At 69.6% G+C, this 13,057-nt stretch carries 13 protein-coding genes, 1 tRNA gene and 1 pseudogene; 8 read left to right on the top strand and 7 right to left on the bottom strand.

The window, feature by feature from the left end:
* Positions 1 to 308: 308 nt before the first annotated feature.
* Both AQJ11_RS49520 and AQJ11_RS39845 read left to right on the top strand, forming a co-directional pair.
* Positions 309 to 749, top strand: coding sequence for a PIN domain-containing protein (locus AQJ11_RS49520; RefSeq protein ID WP_159061790.1), 441 nt, complete (start codon positions 309 to 311; stop codon positions 747 to 749).
* A 57-nt stretch (positions 750 to 806) separates the two neighbouring features.
* Positions 807 to 1,313, top strand: coding sequence for a hypothetical protein (locus tag AQJ11_RS39845; protein ID WP_159061791.1), 507 nt, complete (start codon positions 807 to 809; stop codon positions 1,311 to 1,313).
* Here the strand turns inward: AQJ11_RS39845 and AQJ11_RS49525 are convergent.
* Positions 1,222 to 1,830 carry a hypothetical protein gene (locus AQJ11_RS49525; RefSeq protein ID WP_159061792.1) on the bottom strand — a complete coding sequence of 203 codons (609 nt, stop codon included), beginning with the start codon at positions 1,828 to 1,830 and terminating at the stop codon, positions 1,222 to 1,224. The two genes, AQJ11_RS39845 and AQJ11_RS49525, sit on opposite strands and share 92 nt — an antisense overlap.
* Before the next feature lie 142 nt (positions 1,831 to 1,972).
* Between AQJ11_RS49525 and AQJ11_RS39850 the strand changes: the two genes are divergently transcribed.
* Positions 1,973 to 3,016 (top strand): SMI1/KNR4 family protein, encoded by a 1,044-nt coding sequence (locus AQJ11_RS39850; RefSeq protein WP_059266646.1) that lies wholly within the window; start codon positions 1,973 to 1,975, stop codon positions 3,014 to 3,016.
* Positions 3,017 to 3,090: 74 nt separating this feature from the next.
* Here the strand turns inward: AQJ11_RS39850 and AQJ11_RS52935 are convergent.
* Positions 3,091 to 3,231, bottom strand: a pseudogene (locus AQJ11_RS52935) (alpha/beta hydrolase); the annotation flags it as partial.
* Between the two features lie 507 nt (positions 3,232 to 3,738).
* Between AQJ11_RS52935 and AQJ11_RS39855 the strand changes: the two are divergent.
* Positions 3,739 to 3,978: a hypothetical protein gene (locus AQJ11_RS39855; protein ID WP_058084289.1), complete on the top strand. Its 240-nt coding sequence runs from the start codon at positions 3,739 to 3,741 to the stop codon at positions 3,976 to 3,978.
* Positions 3,978 to 4,355, top strand: a complete 378-nt coding sequence (locus AQJ11_RS39860; RefSeq protein ID WP_059266647.1) for a hypothetical protein — start codon at positions 3,978 to 3,980, stop codon at positions 4,353 to 4,355. Before AQJ11_RS39855 ends, AQJ11_RS39860 begins: the two co-directional genes overlap by 1 nt.
* On the opposite strand, the gene AQJ11_RS50160 is transcribed toward AQJ11_RS39860, so the two are convergent.
* Positions 4,316 to 6,511, bottom strand: coding sequence for a hypothetical protein (locus AQJ11_RS50160; RefSeq protein WP_059266648.1), 2,196 nt, complete (start codon positions 6,509 to 6,511; stop codon positions 4,316 to 4,318). The two genes, AQJ11_RS39860 and AQJ11_RS50160, sit on opposite strands and share 40 nt — an antisense overlap.
* 811 nt (positions 6,512 to 7,322) lie before the next feature.
* Here AQJ11_RS50160 and AQJ11_RS39870 point away from each other — a divergent pair.
* Positions 7,323 to 7,397: transfer RNA gene (locus AQJ11_RS39870), tRNA-Trp, on the top strand.
* Positions 7,398 to 7,507: 110 nt separating this feature from the next.
* On the opposite strand, the gene AQJ11_RS39875 is transcribed toward AQJ11_RS39870, so the two are convergent.
* Together AQJ11_RS39875 and AQJ11_RS39880 are read right to left on the bottom strand one after the other, a co-directional pair.
* Positions 7,508 to 8,020: a hypothetical protein gene (locus AQJ11_RS39875; protein ID WP_159061794.1), complete on the bottom strand. Its 513-nt coding sequence runs from the start codon at positions 8,018 to 8,020 to the stop codon at positions 7,508 to 7,510.
* A gap of 297 nt (positions 8,021 to 8,317) precedes the next feature.
* Positions 8,318 to 9,532: a hypothetical protein gene (locus AQJ11_RS39880; protein WP_059266650.1), complete on the bottom strand. Its 1,215-nt coding sequence runs from the start codon at positions 9,530 to 9,532 to the stop codon at positions 8,318 to 8,320.
* Between the two features lie 959 nt (positions 9,533 to 10,491).
* Here AQJ11_RS39880 and AQJ11_RS39885 point away from each other — a divergent pair.
* Both AQJ11_RS39885 and AQJ11_RS39890 read left to right on the top strand, forming a co-directional pair.
* Positions 10,492 to 11,100: a DUF6232 family protein gene (locus AQJ11_RS39885; protein WP_244218588.1), complete on the top strand. Its 609-nt coding sequence runs from the start codon at positions 10,492 to 10,494 to the stop codon at positions 11,098 to 11,100.
* Positions 11,097 to 11,435 (top strand): hypothetical protein, encoded by a 339-nt coding sequence (locus tag AQJ11_RS39890; RefSeq protein ID WP_059266652.1) that lies wholly within the window; start codon positions 11,097 to 11,099, stop codon positions 11,433 to 11,435. Before AQJ11_RS39885 ends, AQJ11_RS39890 begins: the two co-directional genes overlap by 4 nt.
* A gap of 467 nt (positions 11,436 to 11,902) precedes the next feature.
* On the opposite strand, the gene AQJ11_RS51830 is transcribed toward AQJ11_RS39890, so the two are convergent.
* Both AQJ11_RS51830 and AQJ11_RS51835 read right to left on the bottom strand, forming a co-directional pair.
* Positions 11,903 to 12,217: a hypothetical protein gene (locus AQJ11_RS51830; protein ID WP_244218589.1), complete on the bottom strand. Its 315-nt coding sequence runs from the start codon at positions 12,215 to 12,217 to the stop codon at positions 11,903 to 11,905.
* Complete coding sequence (locus AQJ11_RS51835; RefSeq protein WP_244218590.1) at positions 12,175 to 12,708, bottom strand: hypothetical protein; 534 nt, start codon at positions 12,706 to 12,708, stop codon at positions 12,175 to 12,177. The genes AQJ11_RS51830 and AQJ11_RS51835 overlap by 43 nt, the downstream gene beginning before the upstream one ends.
* Positions 12,709 to 13,057: the final 349 nt, after the last annotated feature.

Genomic DNA, 13,057 nt, shown 5'->3' on the forward strand with positions numbered 1-13,057 from the left:
ATCTAGCGTATGACGAAGCAGCAGACGGCAGTTGAAGTCACCGGGACCGCGACCGCCTACCATGGGGGCGACACGCGGACCGCCCGGGGCGGCGTCGAGCATGGAGCGCCCGCGGCCGAGGGCGCCTCGCACGAGAGTGCCGCGGCGGCCGGCCCGGCCTCCCGCGAGGAGTTAACCAGGTTCGTCGACCGGTACGGCGATCTGATCGACGACCGGGTGGCGGAAATCGTCGACGAGGTGCTCGCCGCGCGCGAGGCGCGTCGGCGGCGGCTGTCCTGGTTGCGTCTGTGCATCGTCGTCGCGGCTCTGTGCGGGGTGTCGGTGCTGCTGCGGGAGGCTCCACGGAAGTCCTGGAGACGTCCCCGACTGCCTACCAGCACGCCCTGTACCGGGAGACGAACCTGATCGAGCCGTGCAAGACCGTCAACAGCGGCAAACACAAGACGGGCGCCCGCGATGCCGCGATCTGGTTGACGGCCGTCGAGTACGCGCGCGAGCACCCGGAAGAGACCGTGTACTTCGTCAGCAACGACACGGACCACTCCAGCGACGGGAAGCTGCCGCAGCCAATGCAGCGGGACATCGCCGGCATGGAGGACCGGTTCTTCCTGTTCACGTCGCTCGATGGCGTTGTGGACAAGTTCGCCACCGAGGTAGAGGCCAGCGCCGAGGACGTCCGGGAACTGCTGGACACTGAGGAGACCCGCGCGGTGGTCCTGGATGCGGCTCGGGCAGCCACCAAGCGCTAGCGGACGATCAGCGGCGTGCGGCTGGCCCAGGACAGTGATTCCTACAGGCTGCGGAAGATGGGAACGTCCAGCTGGGCTCCGATGGCGGTGGCGCTGGACAAGGTACTGGAGGTGAGCGGCCGCGAGGTCGGCGGTCACCACTGGTTCACGGTCTGGGTCCGGTGGTTGCTCAGGGAGCCGCTCCAGGGCGACGGGGATCAGCTGGCGTACGCCTGGGAGACACGCGTCTTGTTGAGCACGGCGGCCGACCAGGCCATAACCGTCCTGGACTCCAGGCGCCCGGGCCCCATCACGGAGGAGGACATCCCCGGGTTGCCGGAGCTCCCTTCGGACGCGGAGCGTCTGCGGCTGATGGGTGAAGCGCACGTCAGAGCGTTGCTGAACACTCCAGCGATGCAGGCCACCCTGGCCAGCATCGCCGAGCGAGTCGTGCCCGACGTGTATCCCCTGGAGGCCGCTCTGCGCAAGGCCATCAGCGAGATCCAGGTTGGTGGCGACTGGCGGGGCCGGCTTGCGGAGACCCCGCGGGACCTGCCGATCGAGGCGCCTGCCGACGAGGAGTAGACGCCCTATCAGCGGCCTCCCCCGGCGCCCGTACCCCCTGGGTGGCAGTCTGCTGGGGGCGCAGGTCGTCGCGTACGCGCAGATAGCGGACGGGATGCCGGTAACGGCCCTCGTCTACCGCGGTGTCCCCGGCGAACTCGACCACCACGTCGGGCACGACCGGCCGGTATTCGATCACCTCGCAGGAGCCCCACCCGGCCAGGAAGCGGCGGCCCTGCCACGGGTGCTCCGCGCCACCGGGGTACAGCAGGTCACCGACCTCCCGCCGGGCCGTCGCCGACAGCGGTGCCGTCCGCGCGACGAACCGCAGCCGGCCCGACTCGTCGTAGCGGCCCAGCAGCAGCGTCGACGGGGCGGCCACCCGGCCCGTCACCGAGGCGACGACCGCTTCCGCACTGGCCCGGGCACGCACCTTGATCCAGCCCCGGCGGCCCGGCTGGCACCTCTGCGACACGCCTTCCACGACGACGTGATTGAGGATCTCGTGCTGTGCACGGGGGCGGACGTGGCCGCTCACCGCTCGCCACCGCCATGTCTGACGGTCCCCGTATGGCGCTCGGGCCCCGCTGTGTGATGGGTCGGGGCGCAATGCGAACGTGGTGGCTATGACCACTGACACACCAGCAGACGTGCGAGTCACCCGGGCATGGAGCCGGATCGTGGAATGGCTGGCCGAGTACGCCCCGCCGTCGTACGCGGCCCTCAAGCCCGGCGCCTCCGACGACGAGATCGCGGCTCTCGAAGAGGCCCTCGGCGTGAGCGTTCCGCAGGAGTTGAAGGCGCTGTGGCGGCTGTCCGCCGGTGAGGACGGCGTGGCCGGTTCGGGGCTCATGCTGGGCAACTGGGCCCTGATACCGCTCGACGCCGTGATCGAGGTCTACAGGATGCAGATGCGGTTCCAGGAGGAGAACGGCGAGGATGAGGACGCCCTGGTGCTGTGGAAGCCATCATGGATACCGTTCTGCTCCTTCAACCCCGACGACACCGTCTACGGCCTCTACCTGAACGGCGAGACCGGGGAAGTATGCAAGTGGACCAGGTTCGGGGAACGCGAGCGGGAGTACGAGTCGCTGCCCGCCTACCTGGAACTCATGGCGGTCAGCCTGGAAGCCCCCTTGGCGGGGTCCGGGCCGCAGAAGCCCGGCATGAGGGGCGGCGCCCTGGTGTGGGGACCCCCTTTGGACGGGGAACACAAGGACCAGTGGGTGCGCCACCTCGGCCAGGCGCCGCCGCGCCATCCCGCGAAGACTCTCGGCGCGATCCGGGAAGCTCTGCCCGGCGATGAGCGTGCGGGGTTCGACGGGCAACGCGACGCCCTCGACCTGTCCGACCCCGAGGCCGTCGCCGTCTTCCGGGACTACTGGTGGGAGCGTGCCGTGCAGGCCCAGGAGGAACTGGAGGACGACGTTGCCGCCGCGCTGGGCGGGAACATCATGGTCCAACCCGGCCGCAAGCTGGCGCCCGAGTACGAAGCCACGCTGCCGCCCGCCATCCGCCACCTCCCGCCGTCCATGGACGACATCCGCGCCGCCCTACGCCACGAGAGCGTCCGTGCACGGTTCGACCGGGAGTTCATGGACGCGATCCCGCCGCACTATCCGGCGCTGCTGCTGCGGTGGTGGGACCTCGCCCGCCTGATGGCCGACCCCCGCGGCGACCGGGCCGTACGCGCTGTTGTCAACGACCGCCACGCCTCGGGCTGACAAGTCATCTCAACTGATGACCAAAGGCAGCAGGGGGATGCGCTGGCTGGGCTGCGCGCCGTGTCCGGTCCAACCAGGAAGTCCGCAAGGGAAGATGCGAGTGCTTCCGGAGCCTCTTCGGCCACGTGATGCCCGGAGTCGACGCCGTGGCCGCGTACGTCCGGTGCCCACTGCTGCCAGATCTTCACCGGGTCCTCGTACAGATCCTCAAGGTCGGCAGAGCACCGGGTCAGTAGTCCTGTCCCCTGCCGCTGCGAGGGCACGGTGCCGGCTGCCGGAGGGCGAAGCGGGCCGGGCGCGCGGCGGCGGGCCGGGCCGCAGATCCCGGGTGAGAGCGTCGCGGCCAGAAAGACAACGGTGCCAGGCGGCGGGGCAGGCGTGGCCCGGGCGGACAGCGGTGGGCCCGGGCCCCGGGCTCAGGCAGCGGAAAGTGACGGCCGCGCCGGTCCGGCGACGTCGCCTTGGTCCACGCCTCCATCGTCTTCCGGGCCAGGGCGCGCGGAGGTGGCTGCGCGAAACTCCTGCGTCGGCATGCCCGGTGCCAGCAGGGTGAGGTGACGCGACCAGAGCGGTGGAAGCGCGTCACCCCACCTCGGTGCCATCATCGCGGCTGCTGCGCCACCGATGCCCTCCATCGCATCCAGGCGCCGGTGATGGTGTGGCTGCTCTGATCACGCTCACCGACCTTGAGGAGTGTGGTACCAACTAGGTACCATCGGGTTATGCCATCACTGAACGTGTCCTTCTCCGACGAGGAAATGGAAGGCGTCCGGGCCGCTGCCGCCGCCGAGGGCAAGAGCCTCAAGCAGTACCTGCACGATCTCGGTGTACGCGAGATGCACCGCAAGCGGTTCGTCGCCGGCGCCACCGCCTGGGCCGACAGGCTGCGCGGGGAGTTCGACGAGGCGTTCCCCGAGGAGATTCCGCCTTCTCAGCGCGGCGACGGGGCTGCGGCTGCCTGATGGTTGTCCACATCGACGTCTCCTGGCTCCTCGACGTCCAGGAGGCCGCCCTCGGGCACGAAGACGTGACCGTGACCGACTACTCCGCGCTGGTGGCGGCCGTCGCCCGGCACAAGACCCGGATGCCGACGCTGGAGGCCTCCGACCCGGATGCCGCCTGGCGCTCGGCCGCGCTCCTGCACACGATCGTGCGCCTGGAGCCACTCCCCCACCGCAACAGCCTCTTCGCCGCCTTCGTGGCCGCTCAGTACATGGATCAGTCCGGCGAAGGCATCGACCCCCCATACGGTGCCCTGTCCGACCTCGTCAGAAAGGTCCGGGACACCCGGCTGAGCGTCTACGCCGTCGCCGAGGCCCTGCGGTCCTGGCGCATCTGATCCAGGCGCGTCAGGCGGCGGGCCGGCCCCGTTGCACGCGGCACTGCCACCTCCACCAGGCAGGCGACCGGAACAGTAGACAAGGGCCGTCCCGCGCGGTCGCCGGCTCGCCCCCGAAGACAACCCCGGTCCCGGACCACTGCTCGGTCAGGCGCCTGTCGTCCTGCCGTGAGCGGTAGGTCCTGGGCGTAGCGCCGCAGCGGTGGTCTGGTCGTGGCCTGTCGGTGTGGAGGGGGTGGTGCGGCGGGAGGGGTGTGGTGCGGCGCCGGCGGTATGCCAGGTGGCGGGCGTTGCGTCGGGGGCGGGGGGTTGCGTACCTGGTCGAGGGTGCGGCCGAGGGTGACGGACAGGGCGAATTCGGTGTGAGTGTCGGCGTAGCGCCGTTCCAGGCTCCGCAGGTCTTTCTCGGCGGCGGCCAGGTCGTGGGCGGTGGCGTGGTCCTGGCCGAAGTACGGGCCCTTGTCCAGGCAGATGCGCAGTTCGGTGCAGGTGCGCCGTCGCGTGTCGATGAGCGAGGCCAGTGCGTTGAGGTCTTGGCGTAGCAGGTCCAGGGAGGCCAGGTGGTTGCGCATCGCGTGGTGGCGGTGGCCGTCTGGCGGGAGGTCGGTGAGCTGCGGGATCAGGTCGGTCAGGGCTTCGTGGGTGGCGTGGAGGTGATTCTGGCGCAGGTGGGCGATACGGGTTTCGCCGGCGGTGAGGACGGGGGTGAGGTCGGCGGTGGCCCGTTGCTCGTCGTGACCGTTCCAGGGCCCTGTCGCGGGGTCGTGCTGGGCGCGGCGTGCGGCGGCGATGCCCCAGATGCCTTCGTGGAGGGTGCGCTGTGCCTGGTCGAGGGTGCGGAGGGTGGCGGCCAGTTCGTGCAAGTGTCCGCGGGCGGCGTGGGTGGTCAGGTGCTCGTCGTGGTGGTGGGTGACAGCGGTGAGGGTCTGCTGGGCGGCTGCGATGGCTTCGCCCTTCTGTCGTGGTGTTCCCTCGGTGGTGTGGGCGCGGGCGAGGTCGTCGAAGCGGTTCGTGTGGTCGGTTGCGTCCCAGGCGGCCTGCTCGGCGGCCCGGCCGGAGTGGCTGCGCCACAGGGCCGCGGCCTGATGCCTGGTAAGCGCCGCTGGGTCGGTGAGGGGGGCGAGCACGGCGCGCAGCACCGTCTGCGCCTGCGTTTCGGGCGGGCCGGGCGGCGGCCCGCCGCTGGTGGTGCGCAGTGCGTGGTGTTCTTCCAGGTATGCGGTGCGGGCCTGGTCCGTCCAGTCAGCGGTGTGCGGCCACAGCGGAAGCACGTGGCGCAGATAGGCGTGGGCGGCGGCTCGGATACGGGCGGCGTCAGGGTGGTCCGCGGTGGCGGCCAGGGGTGCGGCGGTGTCGGGGTGGAGGGCGACGATGCGGTCCAGTAGCCGGTGTGCAGAGGTGCGCACGTCGGTGCCGGGCCCGTATCGCGGGTCCAGCGTCCACTCGTCGAGGTCGTGCAGGAGCTTCCAGGCGGCGTGCAGGCCGGCGAGGCTGTCCTCGGTGGCGGGAGTGCGGGCCAGGGCTATCGCGTCCAGGACGGCGGTGGCCTCGGCGCGCAGCAGGGTTCTGCCGAGGGCGGCAGAGGGTGTGCCGGTCGGGATGGGGAGCTGGTCCAGGACGGACTCGCTGGGAAGGTCGCCCCAGACGGCCGCCCACAGTCGGCCGGCGCGGATCCAGTCCGCGGGGGCCGTCGCGTCTGGCACCCATGCCGAGAACTCGTCGACGGGCTCGCGCAGGACAGAGTCCAGCCAGCGCGCCTGGGCGTGCTCGATGAGACGGCTCAGGGCCGCACGAGGGCGGTTGGGTGTCGTGCGGGGGTTGTTGAACGCGACAGCGTACATGGAAGGCTTCACGTCCTGCCGCAGGGCGTCTACCGCGTCCGCGCGCAGGACCTGCAGCGGCAGTCGTGTCCAGGTGCGGCCGTCGGCGGTAGCGCTGCAGGTGATGGCCAGCGGGCTGGAACTGCTGACGGTCAGAGCGAAGTGCAGAGCGGCGATCGCATCGTCGCACAGCAGGTCCGGGCCGTCCTGTCCGTCAAGGAACTGATCGGTGTAGCGCGTCGTCAGCGAGTACAGGCGTGGTGCAGGCGGGCCGGGCTCCAGGGGATCGCCCTCGCCCTTCGTCTGACTGTGCCGTATGGCGTCCGTGTCCGGCATGCACGGAGGCTGCCACCAGCTGCGGCTCATCCAACGCGGTTGGTCTCCCGTGGGACGGGCGGGACGGTCGAACTGCCGGTGCTCGTGGTCCGTGTGCGGGAACGCAGGATTGCGGCGACACCGCCAGCGTCGGTGATCCGGCCGGTGTGCACGGCCAGCTGCGCCTGGACCCGCTCAGCCGGTGCGCGGTCGTGGTGGCCTCGGTCGCATCGCAGACCGCCGCGCCGGCGGCCGGCGGCAGGCCGGTGGCCAGAACCAGATGCAGGCGCGCGGCGATCTGCCGGGCGAGGACGTCACGGTCGATGTACGGGTCGACGGCGGCGAGCACCAGGCGCCGGAGTTCGGCCGGCTCCAGCACCTCCACCTCCCACTGCACCGGGCGGCGGGGGTCGAAGCCGTAGCGGCGGGCGAAGGCCGGCCACCTCGGATCGCCGTGCTTGCCCTCGGTCGCGGGCAGCTCGTAGGCGCGTACCTGCTCGTAGGTCAGCAGCACCCGCTCGGTGTGGCTCCAACAGCCCGTCCGCGCCACCCAGTCCCGCTCGATGTCCTCGCCGGAGCAGTCGAAGTAACCGACGCTTCTCCGGGGCGTCGCGAGCGTGCGGTTCAAGTTCTCGCAGCTCAGAAGCGGTCAGGACGACCATAACGTGTGCAACAAGTGTGGTACACGGAGCCTGGCTCAAGATTCACTCGAGGGGAGGCCGTCCGGGGTCAGGGCGCTGGCTCAGGCGCTCACGGGCACCGGGGTGGCCCGGGTGCCGCCCGATATCCGGCGGCGGAGGGATCCAGCGCCGTGCCAGGCTCCAGCCACCGAAGGGGCGTAGCTCAGCCCGGCCAGAGCAGCGGACTCCAAACCCGCACGCCGCAGGTTCGAATCCTGCCGCCCCTGCGCAGCAGAGCGGCCAGGTCCCCGTGGGACCCGGCCGCTCACTCATCGCCGCGATAGCGGCCTGCTCGTCGTACTCGCGCAGCATCCACGCAAGCAGGGACGAGGTCAGATCATTGCCTCCCGGCGGCTGCTGCGACCGATGGAGAGTCGTACAGGTCGTACGTCTCGATGCCCAAATCGCCATCGAGGTGCAGCCGATGGCCGTTCTGCTGCAGGGTGCCATGCACGGGTATCGCGTCGCCCAGCTGCCCTCCCGGCACATCGATCTCGTTACCGCGCTGAGTCCCCTGGAAGGACTTCGTTTCGCCCATTGGCGTCCAAGGACCCTTGCCGTTCGCCTGTTCCTGGATCGCGTACGTCCCGTCGATGGGTCCGTTGTCATCCTGGGACGTCCAGGTGAGAACCTCACGCATGTGCAGGTCGGGGTCCTCAGGGTCATAGCCGTAAAAAGTGTGCTTCACGAGCTTGTGGGTCGGCTGTGCCGACTGTGCTGGCTGTGACGAGTGGCTGTCGTTGCAGCCAGGAAGAACCGCCAAGGTCACGGCAACGCCAACAGCAACTAACGCGGACCGGGAGCCCATGCGCATTCTCTTCCTTGTGTGAGATGACAGTGACTTCTTCATGCCCATATTCAGATCAGTCTCCCCTCAGGAGTGTGACCGAGACAGGAGGTCAGCCGGAATGCGGCAGAAACGTGCCGTTCACTGATGAGTCCGCTGGTCAAACGTCCGCGGCGAGGCGCCGTAGAACCGCCCCGTGCTGCTTCTCCGACGCCAGCGCCGCCCGGAAGGCGGCGGCGTCCCAGTACCGGTCGATCACCCGCTGGTACAGGCGGCACAGCTACCCGTTCACGATCTCCCGCGCCCGGTCCGCCACGGACGGCCACCGCACCCGCTCACGCACCATACCGGTACATATCGTCAGGGCCGTCGGCGGACCCAGCTGCGACCCCTGCCTGACTCCTGGCCGTGATCCGGCTCCGGTTCCGGTGGTGTGGCGGCCTGGAGACGGGCGGCCTCGGCGGCTGCTTCCTTGCGGGCGACGTCGTCGGCGTGGCAGGTGCCGCACACTGACAGGTCACCGGCCTTCCAGGCCGTCCTCGCGGTGGTCTCCTCCCAGCGCTCGTCGGTGAACTTCCTCCCACACCGCTTGCACACCGGCCGCCGCGCCTCCCGCTCAGCGGCACGGCGCCGCTCATCCTCCGCTTCAGCGCGGGCGTACTGGCGGCGGTAGAGAGCGTCTCCGTCGGCGTTGTCGAGCGCGTCGGTCAGGCTCTGTTCGTCCTTGCGCCCCAGGCGCCGCCACACCGCCGCATCCGCGCCGTGCTCCTTCAGCTGCTCCAGGGTGGTGACGACGACCGGCACCGCCTGGCTGTAATCCTTCGCTGTGATCGCCTCTTGGTAGTAGGTCTCGTACCGGCGCGGCGCCCAGTAGCTGCGGCCGGCTTCCTCGATGACCTTCACCGTGTTGTCGACCTTCGCCGCGGTGGTGTCGGCGAACACGAACGCGAGGGGGACCAGGCCCTCCCGGCCGGTGGGCGGGTAGACCCGGCGCCACAGCCGCTTCTCGTGGCCGACGTCCTCGATCGCGTCCGGCCGTGAGCGGACCAGGTCCACAGTGAGCCTGTGCGCGTCCGGTGCCAGCAGCCGGCCCCACTCCCAGTACCGGCGCAGCTTGGTGACCAGGTCGTGCGCGTCCTCGGTGCGACGGTCGATCTCCAGCAGCAGCACCGGCACCCCGGCCTCCCGCGCCCGCACCACCAGGTCCGCCCGCTGCCCGTACCCGTTGCCGAGCCGGTGCGGGACCTCGGTGGCGAAGCCGAACCGGTGACCGATCCCCACGCGGTGGAGTTCGGCAGCCGTCGAGGTGACCGCCGCGGAGTGGTCGTCGTAGCTGGCGCCGAGCAGCTCCCCGGTAACCAGGTCGTACTTCTCCTCACGCAGCGCCGAGACCCGTATGCCCTTCGGCTCCAGCAGCTTCTTCGCCTCGCCGTGGCCTCGCTTGGTCAGCACCCACACCTGCTGCTGGTCCTCCCGGACCAACTCGATCCTCACCAGGTGGTGGTCCTGAAGATCCAGGAGGGTGTCCCGCGTGAGCTTGTCGTGCCAGTTGTCCGGACGGGGCAGCTTCCACAACTGATCGGGCGTCGCCCTCTGGAAGATCCCCAGCGCTTGCAGCAGCTCCCTCCGCCTGGGCTCTGTCGAGTTCTTCCTGTGAGTAGGACGCCTTTGGACATGAGGGTTGTCGGACCTGCGACGGCCCCCTGTTCGCCGGGGCGGACCTGCGGAAACTCCCGGCTCTTGGCGGCGGGGCGCGGAGGGGGTGATGGAGGGGGCTACGGAGGGGGCGGCCTGTCCGGTCCGGTCAAGGGGCTGCTCGGGCTCGTCTGCGGTACTCGCCACAGGGTGCTCCTGGAAGGTGGGGCGGGCCCATCCCGCCGTTCACCTTCTACAGGCGCGGCTCTCGGCTCTCGTGTGACGCCGGCCCTTGAAGAACCACTCCGCCGTGACCGCATCGTGATGAACCTGAAGGGGTGTGACGGCTGCCGATAGTTGGCGGGGGCTCGGAGGAATCCCGCAGGTGACGCGCGTGTGGTCGAACGTAGTTGACGAGTTTGGTCGGCGATAGTTGGCGGGCCCATCGCCGTTGGGTGCTGCTCCTCTGAAGTGAAGGTCGTGGATCAGGCGGTCAGTCTGAATGTGGCCTGGTCAGGGCTGGATAGAGGCGTTCGTGTTCGCGGGCGGTGTGATAGGTGAAGTAGGCGTCGACAGACGGCCGCGGAGTTTGAGGACGGCTTCAGCGCCGCCGACGGGACGACATCGACTACGCCGACGTGAAAGCCCTCATAACCGGCTGCCTGGTCCGGACGGAGGGCCGCACGGACGCGGACCTGGCGGCGCTGGAGCGGGTCACCGAGATCGTGTGCGAGGGACTGCGCGCGAGGTGAGCCTCCGGCACGCCGTGTACCGGCACGGGGCCGAGGACCGGCGCACGGCGCTCCGAATGGCAGCTTCTTGTCTTCCATGGAGGCATCCGGAGGTGCTTAATGGTGCACCCGGTACGCACAGTGAGCTGCCAAGGACACGGGGGGCGCATGAACGACACAGGGAACCTCGGCGTATCGCCGCCCGACCCTCCGAGAACGCCCGCACCGCCGCGACCGCAGGAACCGCCGGAACTACTCACGACACCCGCACGCTCCGAGGACAAGCGAACCCTGGTTCTCAAGGTCAGCCGCCGCATGCTGTGGGTGGGGACAGCGGCACTCCCGCTGCACAACATCACCAGTGTCGACGCCTTCAAGGCGAGGACTGACTGGGGCAAAGCGTGCATGCGTTTCCTCACGGGGCTGTTTGGTGCTCTTCTGCTCTTCGCATGGCTGAACCGCGCGGGGGACGGCGGGGATCACCTCGGGGACCTGCTCATTGTCGTCGTGATCGCCGCGGCCGGGTTCGCCTTCAAGGACGTGTTCAGGCCGAGGCCGGTGCTGACCGTCGAGACGGCCAGCGGTTCCAGGGTGACCCTGACCCTGCCGAGCATGGACGAGTTGCAACAGATCGCCGAACGGATAGCACAGGCCATCGACAACCCGGAAGCCGAGTTCAAGACGCTCGTGCAGCAGCTCAACAGCAACAACACGAACAACTACGGCCCCGTCGTCCATATGAACGGCGGCCGCGGAAACACGGGGTTCAGACTATGAGCGATGCGTCGAACTACTACGGGCCGGTGGTCAACATGAACGGCGGCCGCGAGAACGTCGGCATCAACTACGGCACCGTCGGCGGTGCCCAGGACGTCGAGGTCCGTGCCGCCGTAAACGAACTCAGGGGCCTCCTGGGCGAGTTGCGTCCACACCTCACCCGGGAACAGGACCGCACCGTCGAGGAGGCCCTGCCCGAACTCACCCCAGACCGCCAAGCGTTGCGCAGTCGGGGTCTCGTCCTGGCCTCCGTCGCTCAGATCGCGTCGGCCGTCGGCGCGGTGGGCCAGCCCGTCGCTGAGGCCGTGGGACGGCTGCTCGCTCTGCTGGGCTGAGCAGCCGGACACGGCGAGGACCACCGGAGCCGACGAAGCGCTGACGAGTATCCGTGCGGGAAGCGCTGGAGCGGCCTCCGGCCGTGGACCAGGCGCTGCGCATTCCGTGCTCGTGGAGGGGTGCGCGCCCTCCCGGTGGCTGGGCCCCGCGCCGTCACCAGCAACGGCGACCTCGACGCCTACTTCGGCTATCACACCGCCCGCGAACACGAACGGCTCTCTGATCCGCGGACGGTCAGCCGCCTCCGCCGGCTGCCCGGAAGGGTCCGGACTTCTCGCCTTGGAGACCTGTGCGGGCCGGGCATCCGGGTGGTGCATCAGCCACCGGATCGAGCACTCCCGCCTCTCCCCGCCCTGATCCCGCAGCCTGACCAGACCGGTCTGAGGCAGGACCTCCTCGACCGTCCAGCAAACGCCGTTGAGCAGCAGACCCGAGCCCGGGGCCAGCTCAAGAAGCCCCCCTTCGGTCACCGTCGGACTCCTGCGCCCGGCCAGACCTCGGAGGCGTCCCGCAGGGGCTCGCCCAGGTCGGCCCCGAGCTGCCGGTGCCAGATCAGGTGCAGGGCATGCGCGCGGGCCACGACCGGCAAAGCTGTCGCCGCGACCAGGTCGCCGAAGCGCACCGACCGGCCTTCCGCTGCCAGCAGCAACTGAGCCTGCAGCGCGAGGGGATCGTCCAGGTCTCGGCGCTGAGCCGAGATCGCGTCCAGCACCCCCATCGCGTGCGGCCGCCAGCCCGTCACCACCGAGTAGCGCCAGCCGCAGGCGGCCGCCGCCTCCACCGTCGCGGCGAACTTGAGCGCGTCCGCGTGCTCGATGAGCCGGCGCGGCCGGACATCGAACAGCCACCGGCGCCGTCGGGCATGACGGCCAGGAAGTCCGGCGTGTGCTCGGCACGTCCTGCAGCGTGCTCGAACCCCAGCCGGAACGGCTGCGGCAACACCTCCGCCACCCGCAGGAAGTCCAGCGCGAGCAACAGCCGCTGTTCCTCCAGCGACTCGAACCCATGATGCCGGCGCGTCGAGACCATGAACTGCATACCCGGCCGGTGCCGTTGCCGAGCCCGCCAGGTGAACCGTCGTACCGGTTCCGAGGAGAACACCGGCACCCCAGCCAGATCACGAACCGGCCAGACCACCTCGTCCCCGGCAAACCGCCACGTCGTCGCCCAACGTCGGGGCCAGGATTCTCCCAGCGTCAGCAGATCCCCTGCCGCCTCCTCGATCCCGTACGGAACGACGAGATCGTCCAGCCCGCACGTATCGGACCGCACGACGGCCCCTGCCCGCGTACTCACGACGACAAGCAGACCACCGTCGCCTCCCCGCGAAGCGTGGATCTCCGTACACGATCACAAGCGACGCGATCTGACCGCGTACGGAGCGTCACTCGCCAACTATTCAGTGGCCAACCGCCAACTATCGCTGGCCGTCGCAATTCGCCCCATCCCGTGGAGCAGGGAGAAATCTCTGGCCTCTGTCCACAGGGCGACCGCCCGAAGCTGCTGGAACTCGCCGTGATCCGCGCGGCGACCGTCCAGTTGAGGAGACCTCCATGCCGTACCTGATCCCACCCCGTACACCGCTGACGCCCGAGCAGGTGGAGTAGGGATTCGACTACCT

Source organism: Streptomyces corchorusii, assembly GCF_001514055.1.
Classification (GTDB): domain Bacteria; phylum Actinomycetota; class Actinomycetes; order Streptomycetales; family Streptomycetaceae; genus Streptomyces; species Streptomyces olivaceoviridis.